Raw genomic sequence first — 26,850 nt, forward strand, 5'->3', positions numbered from 1 at the left:
GCTGCAAAAGCGCGATGTTGCAAAATTTGACAAAGCCCGTATTTGGAACAAAATAAGAACAATGCGTGATTCGGCAGAACTTCTCTCGTCCTTGCGTGAGCTAACGTCGCAGGCTGGCGTATCCGGCGGAAGTTCATGCCATGGCGTTTTCCCATCGGGTCACGCATCTCTCGATGCCTACCTCGACGGAGGTTTCCAACGTGGACAACTGCATGAGATCTTTGCAGAGAGCGCCCAGGATAATGCCAGCTCGGCGGCCTTTGCCGGTATGCTGGGCCTGCTCGGTTTGCAGACGGGCAAGAGCATGCTGTGGCTGCGTACATTGGCGGCAATCCGCAAGGGTGGACGCTTCAACCCGGCAGGTTTCAGCGAGCTGGGCGGCGATCCTGCGACTTTGTTCATGGGTGTCGCGGGCGATGAGACCGTGCTGCTTCGGTCTGCGTCCGAAGCCCTGCGCAGCGATGCCTTCGGCGTGGTCGTAATCGAATGCTGGGGTACACCTGCCATACTGGACCTGACTGCCTCGCGCCGCCTGACCCTCGCGGCGGACCGCGGCGGTGTGACTGCGATATTGCTGAGGCTCGATGCGCGCGAGCAACCGAGCACCGCGAGCACGCGCTGGGTAGTACGATCAGCTCCCTCGGTCCCGCTCGAAGCGAATGCGCCGGGCTATCCGACATTCGATCTGACATTGTCGCGAAGGCGCTCTGGTCCGTCCGGCAAAAGCTGGCGAGTGGAGTGGGACCGTGACAAAGCTAGCTTCCGCGAACCTGCTCGACCAGCCGAGTCTCCCGGAATCCGCAGGAGGGCGGCGGTTTCTGGCACTATGGTTTCCTTTCCTGGCGTGGAACAGGCTGCAGCTGGAAAAAGCGCCCGACACATCGCCTGAAACGCCGCTTGCTTTTGTCGGGAAGCAAACAGGCGCGATGCGACTCGTCGCCCTGAACCGCAAAGCTATCGCGTGCGGGCTGGCTGCAGGCACAAGCCTGGCCGATGCTTTGGCGATTGTGCCCGGCCTCGCGGTACATGATTGCGATCCAGTAGCCGACGCCGATCTGCTTGGCCGGATCGCCGATGGCTGTATGCGCTTCACCCCGATGATTGCCCTCGATGGGGCCGACGGCATCATGCTCGACATTACCGGTGGCGCACACATCTTTGGAGGCGAGCGGGAGCTTGCGTGTGAAGTGCAGGACTGGCTCGATTCCGGACAGGTCGAGGCCCGTCTTGCGCGCGGATCTTCCGCCGAAGCCGCGCATGCGCTTGCACGCTTTCACCAAGGTGATGTCGTGGAAGAAAGGGCTGCAATCCGCGCCTTGCCCGTTGCGGCCCTGGAACTTGACTCCGAGTCCGATCTGGGGCTGCGCCGCGCAGGGTTTAGAACGATTGGCGATGTGCTGGACCGCCCCCGCAATGTGATCGCTGCGCGTTTCGGAGCAGCGATCATCTATCATCTCGAGCGACTGGTCGGAGCGCTGAGCAAACCGGTCAATCCACGCAGGCACCGTCCTTCTCGCACATTCCGCCGGCTGTTCGCCGAACCGATCGCTAACAAGGATTATGCGATGGGAGTGCTGCGCGAACTGCTCGATAAAGCCCATGCCAGTCTCTTCGAGGAGGATCTCGGAGCCAGGGCTTTCGAGGCCCGGTTCTGCCGCGTCGATGGATTGACCCAGCGCCTGTATGTCGAAACCAGCCTCCCGACACGCGATTCCGCCGCGATCGCGCGCTTGTTCGATGAGCGTCTCGATGGCTTGGCGGATCCACTCGATCCAGGCTTCGGTTTCGATAGTATCGAGCTTGCCATATCGCGAACCGAACTCTTGAAGCCCGAACAGGACGATCTCGAGAAGGAAACCGGCCAAGGCAATTCACTCGCTGAAACGCTCGATATTCTCGGTATTCGCCTTGGTCGCAACCGCCTGCTTCGCTTTCGCCCGCACGATACGCACATCCCCGAAGATGCGCAGACCGCCCTGTTTGCAGTCGACACGACGCGCTCCTTTAGCTGGGCGCGCGCGAAAGCAGGCGAGCCACCTTCCAGGCCGCTGCAATTGTTCGATCCGCCCCGACCTATCGCGGTGATCGCAGAGGTGCCCGACGGTCCGCCAAGGCGGTTTCGCTGGCAAGGCAAACTACGCGATGCAGCCCGCTATGAAGGCCCTGAGCGGATTGCGGCAGAATGGTGGAAGAGCGCAGGCGATCCGCTCGGCCGCGACCAGCTGACGCGCGACTATTATCGCATCGAGGACACCGACGGGCGGCGGTATTGGGTATTTCGCCATGGCCTCCATGGTCGCGAAACCGATAATCCCAATTGGTATATGCATGGGCTGTTCGCCTGATGCCTGCTTTTGCCGAACTGGTCGCGGCGACGACCTATTCATTCCTGCGCGGTGCGTCGCAGCCCTCCGATATGGTTGCGCGCGCCATCGAACTGGGGATGTCGGGAATCGGTATCGCCGATTGCAATACCGTTGCGGGTGTGGTTCGCGCGCATGCCGCCTTGCGGGATGGTCTTGAGACGCTGCCGGAAGAAGAACGCGGCGCTTTTCGGTTCCGGCTCGTGGTCGGTTCAAGACTGTGCTTCACCGATGGTACGCCCGATATCATCGCTTATCCCACGACGCGTTACGGCTGGGGGCGCCTTACCCGGCTGCTTACGGCCGGCAATTTGCGCACGACCAAGGGCAATTGTTTACTCCAACTGAAAGACCTGCTGCGGCATTGCCAGGACATGATCCTTATCGCGATGGCGGATCCCCAAAATACGCTGCACGAAGCTGCCTTGCACAAACTGAGAGAAGCAAACCCGGAAAATCTCTGGCTCGGCGCGGTAATGCTGCGTTCGGGGCGTGACCATCGGCAATTGGCGCACCTTGTCGCATTTTCCGACAAGGTCGACATTCCTCTGCTCGCAACCAACGATGCGCTTTATGCCGGGCCTGAGGATCGCCAGCTGCACGATATCGTCACCTGCATCCGCGAAGGAGCGACCATCGCCGAAGCAGGCACATTGCTTGCCGCCAATGCGGAACGCCATCTCAAGGCACCCGAGGAGATGGCGCGACTGTTCAGGGATCGTCCCGAAGCGATTGCCTCCAGTGCGGATATCCTTGCGCGGATCGACTTCACGCTGGATGATTTGCGCTACGAATATCCGCACGAACCCGTTCCCGATGGATGGGAACCGCAGGACTGGCTCGAACATCTTGTGCTCGAAGCGGCGCAAGAACGTTGGCCAGAGGGTATTCCTCCCCGGGCACAAGCGATGGTGGAGGAAGAATTCGCACTGATCCGCAAGGCCGATTACGCTTATTATTTCCTGACCGTCCACGATCTGGTGAAATTCGCGCGTAGCCAAGATCCGCCGATCCTGTGCCAGGGCCGCGGTTCTGCCGCCAATTCCATCGTTTGCTATTTGCTCAAGGTGACTTCGGTCGATCCGGTCGAGCATAATTTGCTGTTTTCGCGTTTCATGTCCGAAGAACGCTGCGAACCGCCCGATATCGATGTGGACTTCGAGCATGAGCGGCGCGAAGAGGTGATGCAGTACATCTATCGCCGCTACGGTCGCGATCGGGCGGGTATTTGCGCCACCGTCATCCACTATCGGCCACGAAGCGCAGTCCGCGAAGTCGGCAAGGCGCTGGGGCTGTCCGAAGATATTACGAACCGCATGGTGAGCACCGTGTGGGGCAGTTATTCGGGGACGATGAACGATGCCCGGGTCGAGGAAAACGGCTTCAGCCTGGACAATCCGGAGATCGCACGACTGAAGCTGCTGGTCGACCGCATCCTCCAGTTTCCCCGGCATCTCTCGCAGCATGTCGGCGGCTATGTCCTGACACAGGGCAGGCTCGATGAGATCGTCCCGATCCACAATGCCGCGATGGAGGATCGCACCTTCATCGAATGGGACAAGGATGACATCGATGCGCTCCGTCTGATGAAGGTCGATGTGCTGGCCCTGGGAATGCTCACCTGCATCCAGAAGAGCTTCGACCTGATGCGCCAACACGGGCTCGGCGATTATGAGTTGGACACTATCCAGCACGAAGATCCGGCAGTCTACGAGATGCTGCAAAGGGGCGACAGTATCGGCGTGTTCCAGGTCGAAAGCCGCGCCCAGATCAACATGCTTCCCCGCTTGAAACCCAGGGAATTCTACGATCTCGTAATTCAGGTGGCGATCGTTCGGCCCGGTCCGATCGAAGGCGACATGGTTCACCCCTATCTGCGGCGCCGCGCCGGCGAGGAGAAGGTGAATTACCCATCACCCAAGGCCCCGTACGATCCGGATGAGCTTAAGGCTGTTCTGGGCAGGACCAAGGGTGTGCCGCTATTCCAGGAACAGGCCATGAAACTCGCCATCGTGGCCGCAGATTTTTCGCCCGAAGATGCCAACCGGCTACGCCGGGCAATGGCTACTTTTCGCAATGTCGGGACGATCGACCAGTTCGAGAGAAAGATGATCGATGGCATGGTTTCGCGCGGATATGAGCGTGAATTCGCGCAGCGCTGCTATCAGCAGATCCATGGCTTCGGCAGCTATGGCTTTCCCGAAAGCCATGCATTGTCCTTCGCGCGGCTCGTATATGTTTCGAGCTGGATCAAATGTCACCATCCCGCCGTGTTCACCTGTGCGCTGCTCAATTCGCAGCCGATGGGCTTTTACGCCCCGGCGCAACTGGTGCGCGATCTGCGCGAGCATGGCGGGGAAGTGTGCGCGGCCGATGTCAATGCCAGCGTGTGGGACAACACGCTGGAACGCGCGACAGATGATAGGCTCGTGCTGCGGATCGGATTGCGGCAGATCGACGGGTTTCGGGAAGACTGGGCCGATAGCCTCGAAAATGCGCGCCACGAAGATGCCTTTAAAAGCATCGAAGATCTTGCGCGCCGCGCCAACTTGCCGCGGCGCGCGTTACGCCTGCTCGCCGATGCCGATGCATTCCGTTCGCTTGGGCAGGATCGCAGACAGGCGCTGTGGGACGTGCGGCGCATGCCCAAGGGCGAGTTACCGTTATTTGCCGCGGCTCGGACACGTGAGTTGCGCGAAGAGGAGGACTTGCCGCTTCCCGAAATGCCGCTCGCCGATCATGTCGTGGCGGATTACCAGACCACGCGCCTGTCTTTGAAAGGGCACCCGATGGCATTCCTGCGCGAGAGTTTTCGCAAGGAAAATGTGTTCAGCTGTGCAGCAACCAATGCCGCGCAAAATGGCGCGCGGGTAAGAACCGCGGGCGTCGTGCTGACCCGTCAACGCCCGGGCAAGGGGAATGCCATATTCATCACCATCGAAGACGAAACGGGAATCGTGAATGCCCTGCTATGGGCCCGGCATCTGGAGCATTTGCGCCGGCCGGTCATGGCCTCGCGCCTGATGCTGATCGAAGGCGAGGTGCAGCGCAGCAAGGAAGGCGTCGTTCACCTGATGGCCACCAATGTCATCGACCGGACCGGCGATCTCGATACCTTATCCGAAACACATTGTGCGAAGGTCGAAACGAGTAGCGGCGACAAGGCGGCAGACCGGCACCCTTTGCCCAGTCACCGACATCCTCGCAATGTCCGCATTCTGCCGAAATCGCGCGATTTTCACTGAATCACCGGCGTCGGCCGGTCGATCGTTTGGCTTTGAAAATGGGTCTTTTGCTTGGCTGGCCAGTTGGCTAGTCAATTCGAATGGCTTTCCAAAAACGCTCGCTTGGCCTTTTCGGCGCTATGCTTTTGGCCGGCTGTTCCCAGAGCGGACAAGAGCGTGCGAGTGAAGCCATTCCCGTTGTCGCCGAAACGCTTCGATTTATTCCGGAACAGGTGGCGGTCGAAGCCATCGGATCGGCGCGGGCCATCGTTTCAGCCGAGATTTTTCCTGAAAGTGCCGGACGCGCGACCCAGGTGTTGTTCTCTGCCGGCGATTACGTACGCAGTGGACAGCCATTGGTCGAACTCGACGCCAGGCAGGAACGCCTTGCCGTCGAGGCTGCGCGAGTGCAGGTGCGCGAGGCGGAACAACTTCTTGGTCGCTATCGTAGAATTGAAGATACCGGAGCACTGTCGGAAAGTCAGATCGAAGCTGGAGAAACAGCTCTCGCCTCGGCCCAGGTCGCCCTGCGTCAGGCTCAGGCAAATCTCGCGGATCGCACGATACGCGCGCCATTCTCAGGTCATATCGGACTGACCGAAATCGACCCGGGCGACCGCGTCAATGACAGTACGCCGATTGCCCAGATCGATCAGCGAAGCAGGCTGTTCGTCGACTTTCCCGCGCCGGAAGAAGTTTTTGCCAGTCTCCGACCAGGCCAGGTCGTCGAAGTTTCCGCCTTTTCCGCTCCCGACACCCGTATCGATGCGGAGATCGTTACGACCGACAGCAGCATATCTCAGGAGAGCCGCAACTTCGTCGCTCGGGCAGTGATCGCCAATTCCGGCGACCGATATCGTCCAGGTATGAGCTTTCGGGTGAACTTCACCCGCACCGAGACCAACCGGGCAGCGGTGCCTGAAGAGGCGATTGTCTGGGGCAGCGAGGGATCGCATTTGTTTCTCGTACGTGACGGAAAGGCTCGCCGTATACCGGTGACCATCACGTCCAGGCGCGATGGATTGGTGCTGGTAGATGGTCAACTAGGGCGAAACGACAGGGTGATCGTGGAAGGCGTGCAGAAGGTTCGCGACGGGCAGGACATTCGGCTTGTCCGGCCAGTGGCTGCGCCGAAAGCCGACGTGGAATTGCGGTCATCGGAGAACGGGAATGGCCGATAGGGCCGACCTCCCCATGCTGGCGGTCAAGCGACCGCTCCTCGTGGGCGTGCTCAACCTGCTGATCGTGATCGCGGGACTGGCGGCTTTCTCGGGCGTGGAGGTACGCGAACTGCCCAATGTCGACCGTCCGATCGTCTCGGTTTCGGCATCGCTTCCAGGCGCCGCACCCGAGACGATGGACAGCGAAGTTACCAGCATTCTCGAGGATGCGGTGGCCCGCGTCACCGGCGTGCGTCAGATCAACTCCTCGAGCGAGGAAAACAATTCGCGCATTCGCGCCGAGTTCAATCCCGGTGTCGATCTCGACACCGCTGCGTCCGATGTCAGAGAAGCGGTGAGCCGGGTGACGCGCGATCTTCCGGAACGCGTCGAACAGGTCAATATCGTCAAGGCCGATGCCGACGCGCAACCGATCATGATCCTGGCTGTGTCGAGCGATCGTTACGATGAGGCGGAACTGACGCAGGTGGTTGAGAACGATGTCGTTCCCGAACTGCTAACTGCCGACGGTGTCGCAAGTATCGATCAGTTCGGCACGCGCGCCCTGCAAATGCGCGTCTCGGTCGATCCCGCACGGCTCAATCGGTTTGGCCTGACCATGAGCGATGTCGCCGCTGCTCTCGAGCGTGCACCTTACGATGTCCCGGTCGGTTCTTTCCGTTCCAATGCGCAGGAACTGGTGGTGCGGGCCGACGCCAGCGCCACCGATCCCGCCTTGGTGCGCGATGTCATCGTATCGGGCACGGTTCGTATCGGCGATATCGCGGAAGTTTCTCTCGCACCCGCCGATGCGACCAATTTCGTCCGGCTGGATGGGCGGCCGATCGTCGGTCTCGGTGTGGTGCGGCAGGCTAGCTCGAACACCATTGAAATATCCGAGGCGATCCGGGCCGCGGTAGAACGCGTCAATGCACGGTACGATGGCGTCGCGATTGCCGTCGTGTCCGACGATGCCGACTTCATCTCGATTTCGGTGCGCGAGGTGCTGATAACGCTGGGCTTCACCATTCTCGTAGTGGTCGGAACTATGCTGCTGTTCTTCCAGGCATGGCGGCCCACGGTGATTCCGAGCGCCACGATTCCGGTGGCGCTGATCGGCGTGCTTGCTGGTATCTGGCTCATGGGATTCTCGATTAACCTGTTGACGTTGCTGGCTTTGGTTCTCGCCACGGGTTTGATCGTCGATGACGCGATCGTGGTTCTCGAAAACACCCAGCGATTGCAGAACAAGGGGTTGGGGCGGCGGGCAGCGGCTGTGGTCGGCACGCGCCAGGTCTTTTTCGCCGTCGTGGCGACAACGGCAGTACTGGTGTCGGTTTTTGTCCCGATCAGCTTTCTGCCTTCGGAAGCCGGGCGACTGTTCCGGGAATTCGGTTTCGTCCTGTCCGTCGCGGTGATCATATCGTCCTTCGTGGCGCTATCGCTCGTACCGGCGCTGGCTGCAAAGTTCGATTTGACGACGGGTGGGCAGGGTTCGGATCGATTGTCCGAATGGGGCGGCCGGGTCCGGAAGCGCTATTCGACCGCGCTGAACTGGTGTCTCGATCGTGGCCGTTTGGTGATCTGCAGCGCCGTGCTGGTCGCGGCGCTTACGGGCCTGCTTTATACGCAGCTCAACAACGAGCTTGTTCCCGACGAGGACCGCGGAGTCATCGAGGTGGATGCCACCGGCCCCGATGGCGTCGGGCTCGATTTCATGGACCGCGAACTGGACGAGGTAGAGACGGTGTTGCGGCCTTATCTCGACAGCGGTGAGATCAGGAGTACGTTCTCCATCGTCGGTCGATACGATCCCAATCGCGTGCGCGTGACGGCTCAGCTCGCGGACTGGGGCGAGCGTGACCGTAGTCAGACCGAAATCGTCGAAGAACTGAACCGGCCCCTTCAGGAAATTCCCGGGTCGCGCACAAATGCACGGGGCCGCGGAACGCTGAGCTTCGGCGGTGGGGGCGGGGGCGGCATCGAAGTGGCTCTGACGGGCGGCGAGTACGAGAATATCTACGCTTCTGCGCTCGCCCTGGGCGAAGCGATCGACACCCGGTCCGATATCCTTTCCAATCCGGACATATCGTACCAACCCACCCAACCGCAGCTCTCGATCAGGATCGACCGCCAGCGCGTGTCGGATCTGGGCGTCGATCTCGACGATGTGGCGCAGACCTTGCGGGCGATGGTCGGCGGAGAAGACCTGGTCGATCTCAATGTCGGCGATCAGGCCGTGCCGATATTCCTGACTTCCGAAGCGCTGGCAGTCACCAATCCATCCGATCTGCGAAACCTCTATGTCCGCAGCGAAAGCGGCGGACTTGTTCCCATGTCGAGTATCACGGAGGTCGTCGAGCAGGGAGTTGCGGCGGAACTTGATCGCACCGAGCAGCGTCGGGCAATCGAGCTCGAAGCCAACATCGAATCCGGCGTGCCGCTGCAGGATGCCGTGGACGAAATCGAACGCCTGGCCGCCGAAGTGGTTGCCGAGGATATCGATGTGTTGCTTCAGGGTGAGGCCGAAAGTCTCGCCGAAACCTCTAATGACGTGTTGCTTACCTACATGTTCGCCTTGGTGATCGTGTTTCTCGTCCTTGTTGCGCAGTTCGAAAGCGTAACCAGCGCGTTGGTTGTCTTGCTGACCGTGCCGTTCGCTCTGGCAGCCGCAATACTGGCAATGGTTCTGTCGGGCGTATCGCTCAACATCTATTCGCAGATAGGCCTCGTGATGTTGATCGGCCTCATGGCGAAGAACGGAATACTCATCGTCGAGTTTGCCGACCAGCTGCGTCATCAGGGGCGCGATATCAGGCACGCGATAGAGGAGGCTGCCGCGATCCGCCTGCGTCCGATTGCTATGACGCTGATTTCGACGGTGATCGGGGCGGTGCCGCTGATCCTTGCCAGCGGCGCGGGCGCAGAGGCTCGCCAGTCGATTGGTTGGGTGATTTTTGGCGGCCTGGGAATCGCAGGTGTCTTCACCCTTTTCCTGACCCCCGTGATATATCTCGGCCTGGCGCGCTTCGGCCGTCCTCGCAGCGTCGATCTAGCCAAGCTGCAGGAAGAAATTGCAGAGGTCGACGAAGACATGGCGATGGCGCCCGCATGATCCGGTTTGCCTTCGCAGTTCTCTTCGCGAGTTCGGTTCTGGGGGGATGCGCCATCAGTTCTGCCGACGTGCCTGAGTCCGGCTTCGATGCGCCCGAACAATATGCGGCCGAACTCCCGCCTGCCGGTCTCGACGATCCCTGGTGGAAAGCGTTTTCCGATCCGGTTCTCGATGATCTGATCGAGCGGGGGCTGGCTGCAAATCTCGATATAGCGGCGGCGACCGAACGCTTGAACGCAGCGGAGGCGCTGCTGCGGGCGGAACGTGCCGATCGCCTGCCACGCGTCGATGCAAGTATCGAGGGCGGGGTCGAAGCGGACGACAATGGCGCTTCGACTACGGCCATCGGCGGTCTATTCGGATCATTCGACCCCGATATTTCCGGGCGGCTGGGCGCCGAAGTTCGCGCCGCCGCTGCGCAATACGCCGAAGCAGATTACTTGCGCGCAGACCAGCGTAGACTGGTGGCGGCTGCCATTGCCGCGCAATATGTCGAATATCGCCGCACCGGAGCGCAACTCGAATTGCTGGCCCAGTCGACCGATCTCCAGCAACAGACTCTGCGCATCGTCACTCTGCGCTTTGAAGCGGGGCTCGCGGCCAATCTGGATGTGAGGCGCGCGGCAGCGGATCTCGCGCAAACCCAAGCCGGGCTGGGGCTTATAGAAATTGCCCGGGCCGAGGCCGAACATGCCCTGGCGGTCCTGATGGGTGCCGCGCCGGGTAGACTGTCCATCGCCCCGCCCGTGGGTGCTGCGACAATCCCGCAATATGGTCTCGGTCCGCCAATCGGTACGCCCGCAAATCTGCTTCGCCGACGCGCAGATGTGTTGGCAGCCGAGGCACGGTTGACGCAAGCGGCCGCGCAAGTCGGGATCGAGAAGGCGGATCTGCGTCCGTCACTGGTCATTCCCGGGTCGATTCTTTTGGGCGACGGCTCGGTCGACGGCCTGTTTTCGACCTTCCTTGCTACGCTGGGCGCGGCGCTCGACCTTCCGCTGTTCGATGGTGGTCGTCGACGCGCCGAGGTGGCCGCTGCCGAGGCGGAATTGGACGCCAGTCTGGCCGAGTATCGCCAGACCTTTCTCGTTGCACTGGCCGTGGCGGAGAATGCGCTGGTCGGTATCCGGGCCTATCGGGAACGTGGAGAGTCCTTGGCCGAAGCTATCGAGCAGAGCGAAGCCGCGCTGGGCCAGTCCAACGCACTTTACCGCGAAGGTCTCGCCTCGCTGTTCGACGTACTGGATGCACAGCGGCAGCTTATCTCGAGCCGCCAGTCGCAGCTCGACAGCAGGGCCGATCTCGCCAATGCCTTTATCGGCCTGCACTCGGCTGCGGCCAGTTCGGATGGTAGCGATCAGGATTTGAGTCTGCTTGAATCCTGACAGATTCGGCAACGGGACTTCGGTGACCGTAGGGGTCCGAGTCAGCTTGTTTTGTCACGTAGAGATGTTGTCGTCCGTAGAGTTCGAACAGCGATTTATCATGTGCGACGGCAGAGGTTGACGAACTGCCCTTTACACCCTGTTTTGCTCCCCGGCGGCTATTCCGCTGCCATCCTCAGCAACTCGACCTCGCGTTTCAGCCTAGCGATTTCCAGCTCGTAGAGCCGGGAGCAATCGATCCGTGTGGGCTTCGCGCCGAGCGGAATCGTCACCCTGAGATAAACCAGCGCTTCGCGGTCGCGGTCCTGTTGGTAGAAGAGCAAATTCCCCCCAATCTCGTTGCGCGGCAATGGACTAGCCGCTTGGCCGGTTGCGCCCATATCGAGATACGGCCCGTTCGAGTTTATGGACTGGCGACACCGCGTGCCATCGGCCGTCTCGATCGAGTCCTCTCCGCCCGGACCTTGCGGCGCGGGCGGCAGGTAGACCCCGTCGCCGGCATGAGCCGCCGTACTAGCGAGCGCTAATGCGGCGAGCGCTAAGTTTCGAACAAACGCGCGCATGAATCATCCCCTCTTCGCGATCCTTTTCGGCGCAGACGCGAAAAGTTCGCGTTTCGCCCGGATCGAGACCTTCGACCACAACCAGCACTCGGCGTTGTCGTCCTGCAGCCAACACAAAGCGCGCCGGGCGGATCGTTACCCCATACGGTTCCGCTTCGCCCCCGATTACGGCGGGGAAGGTGCGGAATGTCTCAGCCTTTCCATACGGGTTCAGAACGGTCAGGTAGAACCCCTTGGCCGGGCCGTCTGTGATCCCGCTTTTTTCCAGTGGCCCCATGCCGACGGCGAGGGCGGGGACGGCAACGGCTCCCAATACCGCCGCCCAGATCCAGCGACAGGTCACGATTGACCACAGGTGACGATCGTCGTCACCGCATAGCTGCCCGAAGGAAAGCCCGTCGCGCTCTGCACCTGCGCATGGATCGTGAAAACGTCGACCAGCGATGCGGACGCCGTCGACCCGCCCGATGTGTAGGTCTGGTTCGCGCCTGCTCCGGAATATCGGATGCGCGTTGTCGCGCCCGATACCGGGCCAGTCAGCGTCGGCGCCGAGAATGTCAGCGTCGGTGCGGAACCTGTGGCGATTACCGCCAGCGATGCCGGCAGGGCGCCTACTCCGCTTTCGGTCGTCATCGTCGTTCCGGCACTGTCGACGACCATGCTCCCGCCGGTTGGCGTCAGCGTGCACAGGTTCACGATTGTTCCGCCGATCGTAACGGTTGCCGCGTTCGCCGGCGCTCCGGCCAGAGCCAGAATGCCAAGTCCGAATCCGGCCTTCACTGCATGTCGCATCTCAAGATTCCCCAAGAAATCATTGTCGAAACGCGGATGTAGTGGAGAGAGCGTAAAATTCGGCTGGACGGCCTACCCGAGAAACATACCTATGTTGTCGATCAAATATGAAAATAAAACACCAGTTTTACATACACTTAAGGGCATATAAGGTCACAGGTCCTGTCGCTCAATTCAGGTGAAATTTTTTAGTGTGCTGAAATTCACCAATGATTTTGAAGCGAACGGCTGTCATGTCGCACATGCGTTATTAAAAAATCGTTCTATTCGAGAGGCGCGATTGGTTGTTCTGCGCTAGTCGGCCTGATCTTCAAGCCAATGCATGTCGTCATCGCTGAAGCCGAAGTGATGACCGGCCTCGTGCACGACCACATGCCGTACCAGATCTTCCATCCCCACACCGGTCTCCCGCCATTCGGCAATAAGCGGCTCGCGAAATAGCCAGATGCGCGGGGGCAGGCGGCCGCTTTGCCAGATGGACTGGTCGGGCAAGGGTTCGCCTTCGTATAGGCCGGACAATTGCCAGCGGTCGTCCATATTGACCGAGGCGAGCTGCTCTGGCGTGGCGAAATCTTCTACCTGCAAGACCACGTCCCCCATCCTTTCGCGGAACTGGTCCGGGAGCGCCGCGAACGCCGCTTCCGCCATCATCTGCATCTGTGCTTTCGTCGGGGTCGGTGGAGCGTGCATGGTAGTTTCGATATGGCGCAGGTTGTGGCGCGCACAAGGCCGGAACCCTGCTGCTCGTGGCCTGTTCAATTGGCGAAGGAGACAGATTTCCATGCCCGACACCACCGAGATTTTCGGACGACTGAAGCAGGATCACGACAAATGGACAGTGTACTCAAATTCCTTAGAAAAAGGCAAAAGGCCGGAGCCGAGGTGACGCCGGCAAAGAAGGAAGAGGCCAAGGAATAGAGCGCGCCGGGAGGGCCATGAGCAGGAACGAAAAGCCCGATCCGAGCCGCGTGTCGCGGCTCGATGATTCGGTCGAACCCGGGGTGTGGCGCTATGCCCGGGCTACGCGTGCCAGCGTGATCGTCGATGCCGCGGATTATTTCGCCTTCATGCAGGACGCGATGCTCAGGTCGCGGCGGCGTATTCTGCTGATCGGTTGGGACTTCGACACCCGCATTCATCTGGAACGAGGGCGTCGCTGGTGGCAACGAACATGGAAGCGGGGCTATCCTTCGCGGCTCGGCAGTTTCATTGCCTGGCTGGCGCGGCATCGCAAGCAACTCGATATCCGGCTGCTGAAATGGAGTGTCGGCGCACTGTCCACTGTCGGTCGTGCGTCAATGTGGTGGGATCTTGCGCGCTGGGTACGGCATCGCCGCATCACGTTCAGGTTCGACACCGCGCACCCGATCGGATGCACCCATCACCAGAAAATCGCCGTGCTGGACAACATCGTCGCCGTGTGCGGCGGGATCGACATGACCGACAAGCGGTGGGACACGCGCGAACACAAGGAGGACGAGCCGCGCCGCAAGACCCCACGCGGGCAATCCTACGGCCCGTGGCACGATGCCACCATGATGATGGAGGGTGACATAGCAGCCGCTTTGGCCGATCTGGGATGCGATCGCTGGACCTGTGCCGGGGGCGGCGAACTGCCGAAGATCGCAGACGGCCCAGGCAGCCCTTGGCCGGATGCCCTCTCCGCACAGTTCGAAGATGTGGAGATCGGCATTGCGAGAACGCGCGCCGCCTATCGCGACTGGGATGCGGTTGACGAGATCGAACAACTCTATCTCCAGCATATCGGTGGGGCAAAACGGTTCATCTATGCCGAAAGCCAGTATTTCGCCTCGCGCTCGATTGCCGAGGCGATCATCGCGCGGTTGCAGGAAGACGATCCTCCCGAAATCGTGATCGTACATCCGTGCAATGCGGACGGTTGGCTCGAGCAGCAGGCCATGGATCATGCCAGGGCGGAACTGGTGCGGGCGATAGAGCAGGCGGACACCAGGGGACGTTTTTCGCTTTGGTCGCCTTACGTCGGAAACACTCCGATCTATGTCCATTCCAAGCTGATGATCGTCGATGACCGGATACTGCGCATCGGTTCGGCCAATCTCAACAATCGTTCGATGGGGCTCGATAGCGAGTGCGATGTCTTCATCGATTGCGATCGGCCGGGCAATGCGCATGCGTGCGATGCGATATCGGCGATGCGCTATTCGCTTCTCGGCGAACATTGCGGCGTAGAGGAAGAAAGGGTTGGCGAACTGCTCTCCCGCTACGGATCGATGGCGGGGCTGATCGACCACACGCAGAACGACAAGGAACGCACCCTGCGTCGCTACCATCCGCCCGATCTCAATGGCGTGGAAGAAACGCTTGCCCAAAGCGCCTTGCTCGATCCCGAGGATCCCGAGGACATGTTCGAGCCGTTTGCAAAGGGCGGGCTTTTCCGCAAGGGGAGCAGGCTTGCGCGGTTTCGCGAGAAAGTCAGGAGGTATCGAGGAAAGTGAGCAGTCTAGTTGGACCGGACGAGGACGATCCGCGGGGCAAGCCACCGGTGCCCGAACACGTCCAGAATGCAATTCGCACCCTGATCGAGTGGACCGGTGACGACCCGTCGCGGGAAGGCTTGCTCGATACGCCCAAGCGCGTGGCCAGGGCGTGGAAGGAATATTGCATCGGTTACGAGGAAGATCCGGCGCAACATCTCGACCGCGTGTTCGAGGAGGTGGGCGGCTACAACGAAATTGTGCTGCTGAAGGATATTCCGTTCCAGTCGCATTGCGAACACCACATGGCGCCAATCATCGGCAAGGCGGCGATCGCCTATCTCCCGAACGACCGGGTGGTCGGCATCTCCAAGCTGGCCCGGGTCCTGCACGGCTTCGCGCGCCGGTTGCAGGTCCAGGAACGGCTGACCGCCGAAGTGGCCGACTGCATCTGGGAGAACCTCCAACCGCAGGGCGTTGCCGTGGTCATCGATGCCCAGCACAGTTGCATGACGGCACGCGGCGTCCGCACCCCCGGCGTGGGCATGGTGACCAGCCGGATGATGGGAACGTTCCTCGAAGACCACCGCAGCCGCGAGGAAGTGCTCAAGCTGATGGGGTACGGCTAGTCCCTATCGCAGCCGGCGATCCGATGCGAACGTTCGACGTACCCCAACAGGACGAGAAATAGATGCAGGTCTGCTTGAAGGCAGACGCTGCAATGCCAACGATTGTCGATCTCGGCCAAGCCCGCCCAAGCAGGCTGCTAGCGCTTGATCAAGGCGACGATGCGATCAATCAGCCAGAGCGCAATCAGGGACAGCCCGAATAACGGCAGCATAAGCGCGAGAACGGCGATGGCAAAAATTATCGCGCCGCCAAGCCGTCGCTCATTTACCAAAGGCGCACCAACGGCTCCCGATGGCCGCCGTTTCAGCCACATTGTCACGCCCAGGATCGACAGACCGACAAGCGCCAGAGCGGTAACAAGACCGAGCAACTGGTTGGCAAGTCCAAACAGCTGGCCTTCGTGCCAGGCGATGCCGTAATTGATTGCGCGGTCAATCGGGTGCTTGTCGAAAAAATTGCTTCTCGACAGCTCGTTACCACTACGCGGATCGAAGGTGACGCTGCGAATGAGGGGGCGGTTCTGCGCTTCCGATTTCACCGTCCAGACGTTTCCGGTAGGTGGCCCGAAGCGCTGCGGCGCATTGGGCGGCAGCACCAGTACCGGAAAGGCCATGTTCTCCGCCTCCGCGAATGCAACGATCAGGGCCAATGGCAGCGGTTTGCCTACAGAAGCCGTTGTCGATGCGGTTGCGGGAGGGTCTGTCATCTCGTCATGGTTATGCCCGCCATGGGCCTGTGCTGCCGGGACGAGCCAGTTTCCAGCATGCTCGTTTCTCGATACGGTCGCGCCTGCGCCGATTTTCCACTCTTGCGGTCCTTGCACCAGTCCAAGTTCGGTCCGGGCCCATTTGAACGCGCTGCCCCATGTCCCCGCCCAGGGCAGGCCGCTGGCAAGCATCACCAGGACCAGGCCGGCGATCCAGAAGCCCGTAACGCGGTGTAGGTCCTTGAGCAGCGGTCGTCCCTTCAGCGAGAGCCGCGGCCAGAAGGTGCCGGCTGCCTTGAACGGGCGCGGCCACCAGAGGTAAAGGCCCGTCAGGATCATGACGATGGTCCAGCTCGCCGCCAGTTCGACCAATCGATCCCCCCATTCGCCCAACATCAGCGATCCGTGAAAGGTAGCAATCACGTTCGAGATCCGGTCGTCGGGCACGAGCGTGCCCAGCACTTGGCCCTGGGGCGATACGAACACTTCCGTCAGGCGATCATCGGGCATCCCAAGCTGGATCATGGCGGCATCACCACGATTTTCGGGCAATCGATAGTGATTGAACCTGCCCTGCGGGTATGCCGCCAAGGCAGCGTCGAGCTGGCGATCGGGCGATACCGCGCCCTCCGCAGAAAGCCCGCGATAATCACGTTCTTCCCAACGATCGATCTGCGGCTTGAACAGATAGATGGCGCCCGTCGCCGAGAGGATCAGGATGAAAGGGAGAACGAATAGACCGGCATAGAAATGCCAGCGCCAGAATGTGCGGTAGGTTGCGGTATCGGCCATGATCGTCCTCCTGTCAGAACCGCGCGCGTACGCCGCCGAAGACGGCGCGGCGTTCGACCGGATAGAAGATTGCCGAGGTCGGAGTCGCAGTGATGGCCGCGCTGATGTCGCCTACCGCTTTCTCATCGAACAGGTTTCTCGCATCAAGGAAGAGGTCGATACGGTCGGTGACCGTCGCTCCGGCGGTGAGGCCTACCAGCGCATATCCATCGGTCTCGAGCGTGTTGTTGTAATCCGCCCACGCTCCTTCTGGCACCCATTCAACATTGGGCGCGACATGCAGAGCGTCGGTGCCGAGCCGCAGTTCCGCGCGATAGACATGCTCGGGCACGACCGGCAGGCGGTTGTCGCCATATTGCGCATCATCGCGGAAGCGGAAGTCGCTGTATTGATATACCTGTCGCAGTTTCAGCCATTCTGTGAAGTTCAGCGCCAGTGCCGCCTCGACACCCTGGTGCAGCGTCTCATCGGCATTGAAGGTCGATGCGGGAATGTCGGGCCCGACATCGAATTGCAGCAATTCACCGTCGATATCGGCGCGATAGGCGGCAAGATCCCATTCGACGATTCCGGCTTGACCGCGTGTGCCGATCTCGAACGTCCAGGCACGCTGCGGATCGAGGTTCACGAAGCTCGCCACCTGCGCCAGTTCGATGAAGCCGGGAAACTCGACCGAGCGGCTGTAATTGGCGAAGAGCTGGATATCCTGCGAAGGCTCGAACAGCACGCCGAATTTGGGTGAGAAGGCGTCGAACTCGGCGCGGCCGGTGATGTCGGTGGCTCCGCCCATGAAGCTGTTGAAGGTCTGGTGCTGCTCACGCACGCCATCGGCATAGATGCCGCCGGCGATCAGCTGGAGCTGTTCGACCGGGCGATAGCGAAGCTCGCCATAGACGTTCGCGGTTCGCGCATCCTGTTTGGCATCGAAAGTCCGCGCGCCGCGTTCGCCATCGATGTTCACGAACCGCTTGGAATGGGTGTCGCCGAAGCGCGCCTCCCCGCCGAGCCTGAATTCGAACGGACCGCTGGCATAGTCGAAACGGGCATAGAAGCCGCGATCTATCGATTCCTGATCGACGACCTGAAAGATCGGGTGGTATAGCGACTTGGCATTGAGGAAAACGCCTGTGTCGAGCTGGCCATTGGCGAAGCTGAAGCGGGTGCGGTTCTGGAGCCGGAGCGAATCGATATCGCGTGCCTGATCGTTGACGAAGTTCCCCGTCTTCGGTTCGCTCGCCACCGTTTCCAGATCGAGCGCGCCCGGTATCTCCTGGTTTATGTTGTTGATGCTGGCATAGGTGCGGTTTTCGATGGTGTCCGCAAGTTGCAGCCCGACGTTTCCGTGAAAACGCAGGCTGTTGCGCTTGGCATGGTCGCGGTCGCCGTCCGAACTGTCGTAGCTCAGCGCTGCCCACACATCGCCCGGTCCGCTCTGCGCCCCGTAGGATACGAGACCGCGATAGGTATCGAAGCTGCCGACATCGCCACGCAGGTAAAGGCCCTCGGCCGTCTTGCCAGTCGGTGTTACGCCGTTGACCGCTCCGCCCAGCGTGCCCGATCCGAAGCGAAGCGCATTGGCTCCGCGATAGACTTCGAGATAGTCGAAGAAAATCGGTTCAAGTTCTTGAAAGTCTCCATTGTCATCGGCGAGATTGATCGGGATACCGTCCTGCAGCAAAGTAATTCCGCGCATGTGAAAGCCGCGCGACAGGCCCGATCCGCGGATCGAGATGCGCACTTCCTGTCCGTAGCGCGGCTGGAGATAAACGCCTGGAGAAAAGGCGAGCGCATCACGCAGGCTGACCGGGGATTTGTCGGCGTATTCTTCATGCGTGACGATGTCGGTTCCGCCCGGGGTACTGGCGGCACGTTTCTCGGCCTCGTCGGAAGAGCTGCGGCCCGTGACGATAATGGTGGGGTCCTTGTCCTCCAGTGTTCCGCCATCGGTCTCGGCAAAAACGGGAGTGGCGCTGGCCAAGATGGCCACGCCGAGTGAGAGGTATGAAATTTTCACGGTTATTCTCCGGGCGCCGTGCCCGCAATCCGGGCACAGCGCTATTGATCTGAAAATGCTTGGTTTTTCAGATTGCCGAAGGTGGCCCGCGAAGCGGAGGCCGGAGAAATCTTGCAGGAGCGGAACTGAGAACTGCGAGCGGGGCGAGGCCAAGGACCAGAATTGCCGCGAGTGCCGTCGCAAGAAGTTCGGCCGAAGCCCCGCCGGTGGCGTGCTGCGCAAGCGCGGAGAACGCGCACTTCGGTTCTTTTTTGTCCTGGGAAGAGTCCTTGCCAGTCCGATCCTCTTCGAAGGGGATCGAGATGAAGGCCGCGGAACGCTCGCCCGTCGTGCCGTGGCAGATCGACACTTCGATTAGCTTCTCGGACGAGGCCGAAACCATATATCCTGCCGGCACCGCCGCCTTCAGCAATAGCACGGCCATGAGGAACAGCGTCCCCACAAAGGCGTGTTGCCGGGCAAAGGCGCGAAGCTTTCCCATTGCCGCGCCCGTTAGAGCCACCGACTGTCGATGTCACTAACCCAATTGATCGCCAAGGCACTGACCGTGGAGGTTTGGCCTCAACCCGCTGGCCACCGCGCCGAAAACTTTCCTACACGGGCGAATTCTGCTCCAAACTGGCGGATGCCGAAGCGCCCCGCCCATCGTGTCCGTCGTCGCCCGCCATTCTTCCATTCCGTGCCCCTGCGCGGACGCTGTGACGGGCGGAGCGTCGTGCGGCAATGCGGGTTCCTCGCCCAGCTCTATGTTACCGGATCGGTCAGTGCGGCGGCGCGGCATGTCGGGATGTCGCGGGCGACGGCCTATCGCCTGCGCGAGCGGACCGATGCAGAAGGATTCGCCTTCGCCTGGGACCATGTGCTGACACCGCCGGGAACGGGCCATGTCAGGCGTCCGAAGCCGGACTGGCGGAAGGTGACAGTTGAGGACCTGATCCGGCGTGCCGAATACGGGCTGGTGCAGCCGGTCGTCTATCGTGGGCGGATGGTCGGCATTCGCCGAAAGCCCGACATTTCCGCGGCTTTGCGGCTGATGCGCAGGGCTGCTGTGTTGCCGATATACGACGGGGCGGGACCGTAAGTCCCGCCCCTTCGCGAATTTTAAAAACAGCCCCCGTCGGTGTCAGCCGGGGCGGGTTTGAGAGCCTAGAGCTGGCCGAGCATATGCTCTGCGCTGGAGACCGAGAAATCGCCGGGTGCCTCGACATTGAGCTGGGTGACGACGCCGTCTTCGACGACCATCGAGTAGCGCTGCCCGCGCTTGCCCATGCCGAAGCCCGAACCGTCCATCGTCAGTCCGACCGCTTCGGCGAAATCGCCATTGCCATCGGCCAGCATGGTAATGTCGTCCGATCCTGCCGCGCTCTTCCAGGCACCCATTACGAAGGCATCGTTGACGGCAGTCGCTACGATCTCGTCGACACCCTTGGTTTTGAGCTCTTCCGCCTTCTCGACATAGCCGGGAAGATGGCGGGCAGAGCAGGTCGGAGTGAACGCGCCGGGGACCGAGAACAGGGCCACTTTCTTGCCCTTGAAATAGTCGGCCGAGCTCACCTGTTCGGGACCGTTCTCGGTCGCCTTGACCAGAGTTATATCGGGCAGTTTATCGCCCACCGAAATCGTCATGTCAGAAACTCCGTCTATCCCATCCGTGCCGCGAGTTAAGGCCGTATCCGGTCCCGTGCAAGCTCTGCCAACCGGTTAATTTCGCTTTACCTCGCTACTTTAAATTGTCGTAAACTCCTTGGTCGATCTTGGTCTCATGCGGGCGACGGGACGCGCCCGCCAGGGAGACCGGGGACATGAACTTTGCCAAGATTTTCGCCACTGCCGCCAGCGCCGCGGCCATTGTGCTGACACCTGCGCCGGTACTGGCCACGGGATCGAGCGAAGCCGAGAATATTCGTCGCCTCGACATCATGTTGATGGTGACTTCGCTGCGCTGTCGTATGGGGGCCGACGATTTCCAGCCGCACTATCGTGAATTTTCGGCCAATCACCTCTCAACCTTGAACACGGCGGCGCGCAGCCTGGAAGCGGGGCTGGTCGCCCAGCACGGTGCCAGGGGGGCCAAGCGCGCGCTCGACCAAATCAGCGTCCGCATGGCCAACGAATACGGGCAGGGACATCCGTGGCTCGGTTGCGGCGAGCTGAAGCAGATCACCTCTGATCTGGCAGTATCGCGCGATCCTGCCGCAGTCGGATTTGCGGCAACCGAACTGCTTGCCGCGTCGCCGCGGATCGGGGGCCGTTTCGCGGCGCGCTGAAGCCCTTTCCGATCGGGGGCGAGCGAGGGCGGTTGCTCTCGCTATCGGGAGGGGCTAGGGGCGGCGCCGATACGGCGGCCGCCCCGTTTCCCTTGCGGTCACCAAGCTGAAAGCCGAGGATCTTCGTGACCGAATTTACCGACTACGTCGTCAAAGACATCGCGCTCGCCGAATACGGCCGCGCCGAAATCGCCATTGCCGAAACCGAAATGCCGGGCCTGATGGCATTGCGAGAGGAATACGCGCGGAAGCCGCTGACCGGCGCGCGCATCACCGGATCGCTGCATATGACGATCCAGACCGCGGTCCTGATCGAAACGCTGGTGGCGCTCGGTGCCGATGTCCGCTGGGCAACCTGTAACATCTTCTCCACCCAGGACCACGCCGCGGCCGCGATTGCCGCGCAGGACATCTCCGTGTTCGCCATCAAGGGCGAGAGCCTTGCGGACTATTGGGACTATGTCGGCAAGATCTTCGACTGGTCGACCGATGACGATGCCGATCGCACGGCGAACATCATTCTCGACGATGGCGGCGATGCCACCATGTTCGCGCTGTGGGGCGCTCGGATCGAGGCGGGCGAGGAATTGCCCGAGCCACAGAATGCGGAGGAAATCGAATTCCAGCGCGCGCTCAAGGCCTTTGTCGCCGCGAAGCCCGGTTATCTGACGAAGTCGGTGAAGAACATCGTTGGCGTCTCGGAAGAAACCACGACCGGCGTGCATCGCCTTTATCACCTCGCCAAGCAGGGCAAGCTGCCATTCCCGGCGATCAACGTGAATGACAGCGTCACCAAGTCCAAGTTCGACAACCTCTACGGTTGTCGCGAATCGCTGGTCGATGCGATCCGCCGCGCGACCGATGTGATGCTGTCGGGCAAGGTCGCATGCGTCGCGGGCTTCGGCGATGTCGGCAAGGGCTCGGCCCAGTCGCTGCGCAACGGCGGTGCCCGCGTTCTCGTGACCGAAATCGATCCGATCTGCGCGCTACAGGCGGCGATGGACGGCTTCGAAGTCGTGACCATGGAGGATGCAGTCGGCGTGGCCGACATCTTCGTTACCGCAACCGGCAACGAACACGTCATCACCGCCGAACACATGAAGGCGATGAAGGACAAGGCCATCGTTTGCAATATCGGCCATTTCGACAGCGAGATTCAGATTTCCGCGCTCGACAATTACGAGTGGAACGAGCTGAAGCCCGGCACCGATCTGGTGAAGTTCCCGGACGGGAAGGAAATCATTGTGCTCGGCAAGGGGCGTCTCGTAAACCTCGCATGCGCAACGGGTCATCCGAGCTTCGTGATGAGCTTTAGTTTCACCAACCAGACGCTCGCGCAGATCGAGCTGTGGACCAAGGGCGAGGAATACAAGAACGACGTTTATGTCCTGCCCAAGCATCTCGACGAAAAGGTCGCAGCGCTGCATCTCGACAAGCTGGGCGTCAAACTGACCCAGCTCAGCCAGAAGCAGGCAGACTATATTGGCGTACCGGTCGAAGGTCCGTTCAAACCGGAGCATTATCGCTACTGATTGCCGCAAGTTGCGGCAGTACCATCGCACGAACGCGCGCGGGGGCATTGCATCCCCGCGCGCGTCCGCATAGCTGGCAAGTGATGGAAACCTCTCCCGCATTGCTGGCCATTCTCGGCCTCCTGCTGGCGCTGTGGACCGCGGGTGCCGTGTGGGTGATGTTGCGCGCTACGGGGCGCGAGCAGAAATCGGTTGCCAGTCGCCGCGCCGCCCAGCGGCTGTCGCGCATGATCGAAGAAGGCCCGGCCATACCGCTGCTGGTACGCGCCGATGGGCGGATCGAAGCACCGGACCGCCTGGCGCGCTGGATAGGGCTCGAAAGGGTTCCGGAATATTTGAGCGAACTGGCTGGTGCCGATGGTCGCGGTCTGAGTGAAGAGCAGGTCGAAGAGCTCACCCATCACGTCCGCCGGACACAGAAAACTGCCCGGCCCTTCCGGATGGCCATCACCGTTTCTCCGGGATCGGGCAAATCGTTGGCCATGCAGGGATCACTGGCCGACTCCGCGGTTTCGCCGGGTGGGGCGGCTCTCATATGGGTCTTCGACTTCAGTGAGAGTGAGGCCGAGCTAACCCAACTGCGCGAAGAAGCGGGGCGTGCAAGGGAAGACTTTGGCGCGCTTGTGGGTCTGATCGAGGCGGCCCCCATGCCCATGTGGTTTCGGGGTGCTGATATGCATTTGCGCTTGGTCAATAAAGCCTATGTCGCCGCTGTGGGTGCCGAGAGTGCCGATCAAGTCGTTGCCGATCAGATCGAGCTTGTCGAAACGGTCAACGGGCGTACGGCGGCTCAGGTCGCACAGCAAGCTGCCGACCGGAGGCAGCCGATCGAGAGAATCGTAAGCGCGACCATCGACCGCTCGCGGCGCGCCATTCGAGTGACCGATCTGCCGCTCATGGGCGAAGGTATCGCCGGTTACGCCGTCGATATCGAGGAGATGGAGGAACAAGCCCGCGAGTTCCGCGCATTCCGCGAAGCGCAGCGCTCGATGCTCGATCAGCTTTCCATCGGCGTCGCCCAGTTCGACGCGGCACATCGCATGACTTTCGCCAATCAGCCGTTCCACCGCGTATTCGCCCTGCCGCCGGGAGTGGTGAACGACCGGACGACGTTCCACCACATGCTGCTGATCGCGCGAGAGAATGGGCGCATCCCCGAAGTGCGTGACTTCCCGGCCTGGCGAAATGAGATGGCCGAATGGTTTCAGCATGACGAGCCCCATGAGGAAGCCTGGTCGCTATCCGACAGCACGCATCTGCGAATCGTTGCCCAGCCATTACCAGATGGCGGCCTCGTTATGATTGCCGAAGACCGGACCGAGCAACTGGCGCTCTCGGCTACACGCGACACATTGCTGCGAACGCGGACGGCAACTTTCGACAGCTTGTTCGAAGCGTTGGCGGTCTTCGCGCCCGACGGTCATCTGGAGCTCTGGAATCGCGGTTTTCCAGGCGCATGGGGTATCGATCCAGAGGTCCTCGATGGTCACCCCCAGGCCGAGGACCTGTTGGGCGCAATCGCCAATAACCTGGTCGATTCGGCGAGCGTATCGCGGCTCAATCAGGTCATCCGAGCAGCGACGCTGGATCGCAAGAAAAGCGATGGTCGGATCGAACTGGCCGACGGTCGTACCCTCGACTTCAGCGGTGTGCCGTTGCCCGATGGCAATGGCATGCTGACCGTGCTCGATGTCACCGCATCGCGGCAAGCGGAAGAAGCTTTGCGCGAACGCAATCGCGCGCTGGAAGAGGCGGACGCGGTTATGACACGCTTCCTGGCGAATATGAGCTATGAATTCCGCACACCGCTGACGTCGATCGGTGGCTTTGCCGAATTGTTGGTAGGCGGGATCGCCGGAGAGCTAAGTCCGCAGGCTAAAGAATATGCGCAGGCCATTTCGCTTTCCGTCGGCAAGCTGACGGAGCAGGTCGAAAACGTTCTCGACCTTTCGCAGTCCGAAGCCGGCCTGATGCCACTGCGCAAAAGCAAGGTGGAACTCATGCCATTCGTCACCCAGATCGTGCGCCAGCAGGAACAGCGGATCGTCGACAGCGGCCTGACGCTTGATCTCAGGGGGGATCCGGGAAAGACGATTACTGCCGATCCTCAGCAATTGCGGCGTGCGATCTCCCAATTGTTGGATAACGCCATCAACGGAACGCCGCGTGGCGGGCGGATTCTGATCGATATCGGACGCAAGCGCGGCGAAACCAAGGTGGTCATATCCGACAATGGCCGCGGTATGAGCCAGCACGAACTTGCCCGTGCGCTGGAAGGGATTCGCATGTCCGCCGATGGCAAGGGTATCGAGCGGCGCCAGGGTCTGGGCATTCCTCTCGCCCGCCAGCTTATCGAAGCACATGGCGGAAGCTTGGAAATCCATAGCCGCAAAAACGGTGGCACCGCTGCATCGATCACTCTGCCATGAGGGTTGAGCTGCCAGATTTGTCAGCGATGGAAGCCTTCGGTCGGCGGATTGCAATGCGGGTCGAGCCGGGCGATGTCGTGGCGCTGTCAGGCACGCTCGGTACCGGCAAGACGACATTGGCTCGGGCGGTTATAGCCGCGCTCGGACATGAAGGCGAGGTGCCATCGCCCACCTATACCATTATCGAAACTTATGACGGTCTGAGGGTGCCGCTGGTTCATGCCGATTTCTACCGCCTCCAAGATCCATCGGAGGCCGACGAGCTTGGTCTTGACGATTATCGCGAAGAGGCCGTCCTGCTTGCGGAATGGCCCGATCATGCAGGGGGCTTCGCGCATGAGGCGGGCTGCCTGTCCATTGCGCTCGAAAAAGTGGGTGACGGTCGTGAAGCCGTTGTCTCTCCCGGTACATCTTGGCAAAGCCGCTGCCCATGAGTGACGCGCTGCCCAGTGGCATCCACAGCTTCCTTGGCGAAACCGAATGGGAAGGGGCAGAGATCGCCCCGCTCGTCGGCGATGCAAGCTTCCGCCGCTATTTTCGTCTGCGTCTAGGGGACCGAAGTGCCATGCTGATGCACGCCCCGCCACCGCACGAAGATCCGAGACCTTTCCTTCATGTGGCACATTGGCTCGATACCAATGGCATGCGTGCGCCGCATATCTTGGCGGAAGATGCAGCCGTCGGCTGGGTACTGACAGAGGATTTCGGGGACCAGCGGATGCGAGAATGGGTCGATCGGCACCCGGGTGATGAACGGGAGGTCTATGCCAGGGCGGTCGATGCGCTGATCCAGCTGCATGCCCTGCCGGCAGGACCTTTCGCAGCCTACGACATGGCGGTTTACCAGCGTGAAGTGGACCTGTTTGTCGAGTGGTACTGTCCGACAATGGGGCTGGAAGTGGACCGGTCAGGGTGGATCGAGGCGTGGCAATCAGCGCTTGCACCGTTACTTGAACGGCAAGATCCAGCCGTAACGGTGCTGCGCGACTACCATGCCGAGAACATCATGCTGCTGGAACCAGGCAAGCTCGCCGGCCAACAAGGACTGATCGATTTCCAGGATGCTCTCGTCGGCCACCCAGCCTACGATATGGTCAGCCTGTTGCAGGATGCACGGCGCGACGTTTCGGAGGAGCTTGAGGCCGAGATGCTCGATCGTTATCGAGCAGCCGCAAACCCGAACGAGAATTTTGAAGCGGATTACGCTCGGCTCGGTGCGCAACGGAACGCCAAGATTGTGGGTATATTCACCCGTTTGTGGAAACGGGACGGCAAGGCCCGATATCTTGCCATGATCCCGCGCGTTTGGGCCGCCATGGAGCGTGATCTGGCACATGAGGCTATGAAGCCGGTTGCGGAATGGTTCGAATCCAATGTTCCGCAGGAAATCCGCGACACATTCGGCGGGGAAATCCAGTGACC

Annotated in this window: 22 protein-coding genes; 14 read left to right on the forward strand and 8 right to left on the reverse strand. The window is 60.9% G+C overall.

Going from position 1 to position 26,850, the window contains the following annotated elements:
• Positions 1 to 61: 61 nt before the first annotated feature.
• From K3174_RS13500 to K3174_RS13525, 6 genes are all read left to right on the forward strand, one after another.
• Positions 62 to 889 (forward strand): ImuA family protein, encoded by an 828-nt coding sequence (locus tag K3174_RS13500; RefSeq protein WP_221559433.1) that lies wholly within the window; start codon positions 62 to 64, stop codon positions 887 to 889.
• 37 nt (positions 890 to 926) lie between these two features.
• A complete protein-coding gene (locus tag K3174_RS13505) occupies positions 927 to 2,345 on the forward strand; it encodes a Y-family DNA polymerase (RefSeq protein ID WP_247712185.1) in 1,419 nt (472 codons plus the stop codon).
• Positions 2,345 to 5,608: an error-prone DNA polymerase gene (locus K3174_RS13510; protein WP_221559435.1), complete on the forward strand. Its 3,264-nt coding sequence runs from the start codon at positions 2,345 to 2,347 to the stop codon at positions 5,606 to 5,608. The genes K3174_RS13505 and K3174_RS13510 overlap by 1 nt, the downstream gene beginning before the upstream one ends.
• A gap of 80 nt (positions 5,609 to 5,688) precedes the next feature.
• On the forward strand, positions 5,689 to 6,768 hold the full coding sequence (locus K3174_RS13515) for an efflux RND transporter periplasmic adaptor subunit (protein ID WP_221559437.1): 1,080 nt from the start codon (positions 5,689 to 5,691) through the stop codon (positions 6,766 to 6,768).
• A complete protein-coding gene (locus K3174_RS13520; RefSeq protein WP_221559439.1) occupies positions 6,758 to 9,862 on the forward strand; it encodes an efflux RND transporter permease subunit in 3,105 nt (1,034 codons plus the stop codon). The genes K3174_RS13515 and K3174_RS13520 overlap by 11 nt, the downstream gene beginning before the upstream one ends.
• A complete protein-coding gene (locus K3174_RS13525) occupies positions 9,859 to 11,247 on the forward strand; it encodes an efflux transporter outer membrane subunit (RefSeq protein ID WP_221559440.1) in 1,389 nt (462 codons plus the stop codon). The genes K3174_RS13520 and K3174_RS13525 overlap by 4 nt, the downstream gene beginning before the upstream one ends.
• A gap of 158 nt (positions 11,248 to 11,405) precedes the next feature.
• Here the strand turns inward: K3174_RS13525 and K3174_RS13530 are convergent, their stop codons facing one another.
• The 4 genes from K3174_RS13530 to K3174_RS13545 form a co-directional block, all read right to left on the reverse strand.
• Complete coding sequence (locus tag K3174_RS13530; RefSeq protein ID WP_221559442.1) at positions 11,406 to 11,810, reverse strand: hypothetical protein; 405 nt, start codon at positions 11,808 to 11,810, stop codon at positions 11,406 to 11,408.
• The gene (locus K3174_RS13535) at positions 11,761 to 12,153 is read right to left on the reverse strand and encodes a hypothetical protein (RefSeq protein ID WP_221559444.1); all 393 of its coding nucleotides are present in this window, start codon (positions 12,151 to 12,153) and stop codon (positions 11,761 to 11,763) included. The genes K3174_RS13530 and K3174_RS13535 overlap by 50 nt, the downstream gene beginning before the upstream one ends.
• On the reverse strand, positions 12,150 to 12,602 hold the full coding sequence (locus K3174_RS13540; RefSeq protein WP_221559446.1) for a hypothetical protein: 453 nt from the start codon (positions 12,600 to 12,602) through the stop codon (positions 12,150 to 12,152). The genes K3174_RS13535 and K3174_RS13540 overlap by 4 nt, the downstream gene beginning before the upstream one ends.
• Positions 12,603 to 12,896: 294 nt before the next feature.
• Positions 12,897 to 13,292: a metallopeptidase family protein gene (locus K3174_RS13545; RefSeq protein WP_221559448.1), complete on the reverse strand. Its 396-nt coding sequence runs from the start codon at positions 13,290 to 13,292 to the stop codon at positions 12,897 to 12,899.
• A gap of 245 nt (positions 13,293 to 13,537) precedes the next feature.
• Between K3174_RS13545 and K3174_RS13550 the strand changes: the two genes are divergently transcribed.
• Complete coding sequence (locus K3174_RS13550; protein WP_221559450.1) at positions 13,538 to 15,079, forward strand: phospholipase D-like domain-containing protein; 1,542 nt, start codon at positions 13,538 to 13,540, stop codon at positions 15,077 to 15,079.
• Positions 15,076 to 15,687: a GTP cyclohydrolase I FolE gene (gene folE, locus K3174_RS13555; protein ID WP_221559452.1), complete on the forward strand. Its 612-nt coding sequence runs from the start codon at positions 15,076 to 15,078 to the stop codon at positions 15,685 to 15,687. The genes K3174_RS13550 and folE overlap by 4 nt, the downstream gene beginning before the upstream one ends.
• A 137-nt stretch (positions 15,688 to 15,824) precedes the next feature.
• Here folE and K3174_RS13560 read toward each other — a convergent pair whose 3' ends face one another.
• From K3174_RS13560 to K3174_RS13570, 3 genes are all read right to left on the reverse strand, one after another.
• Positions 15,825 to 17,186 (reverse strand): PepSY-associated TM helix domain-containing protein, encoded by a 1,362-nt coding sequence (locus K3174_RS13560; protein WP_221559455.1) that lies wholly within the window; start codon positions 17,184 to 17,186, stop codon positions 15,825 to 15,827.
• A 13-nt stretch (positions 17,187 to 17,199) separates the two neighbouring features.
• Positions 17,200 to 19,200, reverse strand: coding sequence for a TonB-dependent receptor family protein (locus tag K3174_RS13565; protein ID WP_221559457.1), 2,001 nt, complete (start codon positions 19,198 to 19,200; stop codon positions 17,200 to 17,202).
• Positions 19,201 to 19,267: 67 nt separating this feature from the next.
• Positions 19,268 to 19,702: a DUF2946 family protein gene (locus K3174_RS13570; RefSeq protein ID WP_221559459.1), complete on the reverse strand. Its 435-nt coding sequence runs from the start codon at positions 19,700 to 19,702 to the stop codon at positions 19,268 to 19,270.
• 123 nt (positions 19,703 to 19,825) lie between these two features.
• Between K3174_RS13570 and K3174_RS13575 the strand changes: the two genes are divergently transcribed.
• On the forward strand, positions 19,826 to 20,281 hold the full coding sequence (locus tag K3174_RS13575; RefSeq protein ID WP_221559461.1) for a hypothetical protein: 456 nt from the start codon (positions 19,826 to 19,828) through the stop codon (positions 20,279 to 20,281).
• 65 nt (positions 20,282 to 20,346) lie between these two features.
• Here the strand turns inward: K3174_RS13575 and K3174_RS13580 are convergent, their stop codons facing one another.
• Positions 20,347 to 20,826 carry a peroxiredoxin gene (locus tag K3174_RS13580; protein ID WP_221559463.1) on the reverse strand — a complete coding sequence of 160 codons (480 nt, stop codon included), beginning with the start codon at positions 20,824 to 20,826 and terminating at the stop codon, positions 20,347 to 20,349.
• Positions 20,827 to 21,002: 176 nt separating this feature from the next.
• Between K3174_RS13580 and K3174_RS13585 the strand changes: the two genes are divergently transcribed.
• The 5 genes from K3174_RS13585 (at position 21,003) to K3174_RS13605 (ending at position 26,848) form a co-directional block, all read left to right on the forward strand.
• Positions 21,003 to 21,467, forward strand: coding sequence for an S-adenosyl-L-homocysteine hydrolase (locus K3174_RS13585; RefSeq protein ID WP_221559465.1), 465 nt, complete (start codon positions 21,003 to 21,005; stop codon positions 21,465 to 21,467).
• A 125-nt stretch (positions 21,468 to 21,592) separates the two neighbouring features.
• Positions 21,593 to 22,999, forward strand: coding sequence for an adenosylhomocysteinase (gene ahcY, locus K3174_RS13590; protein WP_221559467.1), 1,407 nt, complete (start codon positions 21,593 to 21,595; stop codon positions 22,997 to 22,999).
• A gap of 83 nt (positions 23,000 to 23,082) precedes the next feature.
• Positions 23,083 to 25,428, forward strand: a complete 2,346-nt coding sequence (locus K3174_RS13595) for a sensor histidine kinase (protein ID WP_221559469.1) — start codon at positions 23,083 to 23,085, stop codon at positions 25,426 to 25,428.
• Positions 25,425 to 25,862, forward strand: a complete 438-nt coding sequence (tsaE, locus tag K3174_RS13600) for a tRNA (adenosine(37)-N6)-threonylcarbamoyltransferase complex ATPase subunit type 1 TsaE (RefSeq protein WP_221559471.1) — start codon at positions 25,425 to 25,427, stop codon at positions 25,860 to 25,862. The genes K3174_RS13595 and tsaE overlap by 4 nt, the downstream gene beginning before the upstream one ends.
• Positions 25,859 to 26,848, forward strand: a complete 990-nt coding sequence (locus K3174_RS13605) for an aminoglycoside phosphotransferase family protein (RefSeq protein ID WP_221559474.1) — start codon at positions 25,859 to 25,861, stop codon at positions 26,846 to 26,848. The genes tsaE and K3174_RS13605 overlap by 4 nt, the downstream gene beginning before the upstream one ends.
• Positions 26,849 to 26,850: the final 2 nt, after the last annotated feature.

This window comes from Qipengyuania qiaonensis (assembly GCF_019711515.1).
GTDB classification, from domain to species: domain Bacteria; phylum Pseudomonadota; class Alphaproteobacteria; order Sphingomonadales; family Sphingomonadaceae; genus Qipengyuania; species Qipengyuania qiaonensis.

Coding starts and splice junctions, on each gene's coding strand:
- K3174_RS13500 (WP_221559433.1), top strand. CDS start 62: ATGCGTGATTCGGCAGAACTTCTCTCGTCCTTGCGTGAGCTAACGTCG.
- K3174_RS13505 (WP_247712185.1), top strand. CDS start 927: ATGCGACTCGTCGCCCTGAACCGCAAAGCTATCGCGTGCGGGCTGGCT.
- K3174_RS13510 (WP_221559435.1), top strand. CDS start 2,345: ATGCCTGCTTTTGCCGAACTGGTCGCGGCGACGACCTATTCATTCCTG.
- K3174_RS13515 (WP_221559437.1), top strand. CDS start 5,689: ATGGCTTTCCAAAAACGCTCGCTTGGCCTTTTCGGCGCTATGCTTTTG.
- K3174_RS13520 (WP_221559439.1), top strand. CDS start 6,758: ATGGCCGATAGGGCCGACCTCCCCATGCTGGCGGTCAAGCGACCGCTC.
- K3174_RS13525 (WP_221559440.1), top strand. CDS start 9,859: ATGATCCGGTTTGCCTTCGCAGTTCTCTTCGCGAGTTCGGTTCTGGGG.
- K3174_RS13530 (WP_221559442.1), bottom strand. CDS start 11,810: ATGCGCGCGTTTGTTCGAAACTTAGCGCTCGCCGCATTAGCGCTCGCT.
- K3174_RS13540 (WP_221559446.1), bottom strand. CDS start 12,602: ATGCGACATGCAGTGAAGGCCGGATTCGGACTTGGCATTCTGGCTCTG.
- K3174_RS13545 (WP_221559448.1), bottom strand. CDS start 13,292: ATGCACGCTCCACCGACCCCGACGAAAGCACAGATGCAGATGATGGCG.
- K3174_RS13550 (WP_221559450.1), top strand. CDS start 13,538: ATGAGCAGGAACGAAAAGCCCGATCCGAGCCGCGTGTCGCGGCTCGAT.
- K3174_RS13560 (WP_221559455.1), bottom strand. CDS start 17,186: ATGGCCGATACCGCAACCTACCGCACATTCTGGCGCTGGCATTTCTAT.
- K3174_RS13575 (WP_221559461.1), top strand. CDS start 19,826: ATGCCGAAGCGCCCCGCCCATCGTGTCCGTCGTCGCCCGCCATTCTTC.
- K3174_RS13580 (WP_221559463.1), bottom strand. CDS start 20,826: ATGACGATTTCGGTGGGCGATAAACTGCCCGATATAACTCTGGTCAAG.
- K3174_RS13585 (WP_221559465.1), top strand. CDS start 21,003: ATGAACTTTGCCAAGATTTTCGCCACTGCCGCCAGCGCCGCGGCCATT.
- K3174_RS13595 (WP_221559469.1), top strand. CDS start 23,083: ATGGAAACCTCTCCCGCATTGCTGGCCATTCTCGGCCTCCTGCTGGCG.
- tsaE (WP_221559471.1), top strand. CDS start 25,425: ATGAGGGTTGAGCTGCCAGATTTGTCAGCGATGGAAGCCTTCGGTCGG.
- K3174_RS13605 (WP_221559474.1), top strand. CDS start 25,859: ATGAGTGACGCGCTGCCCAGTGGCATCCACAGCTTCCTTGGCGAAACC.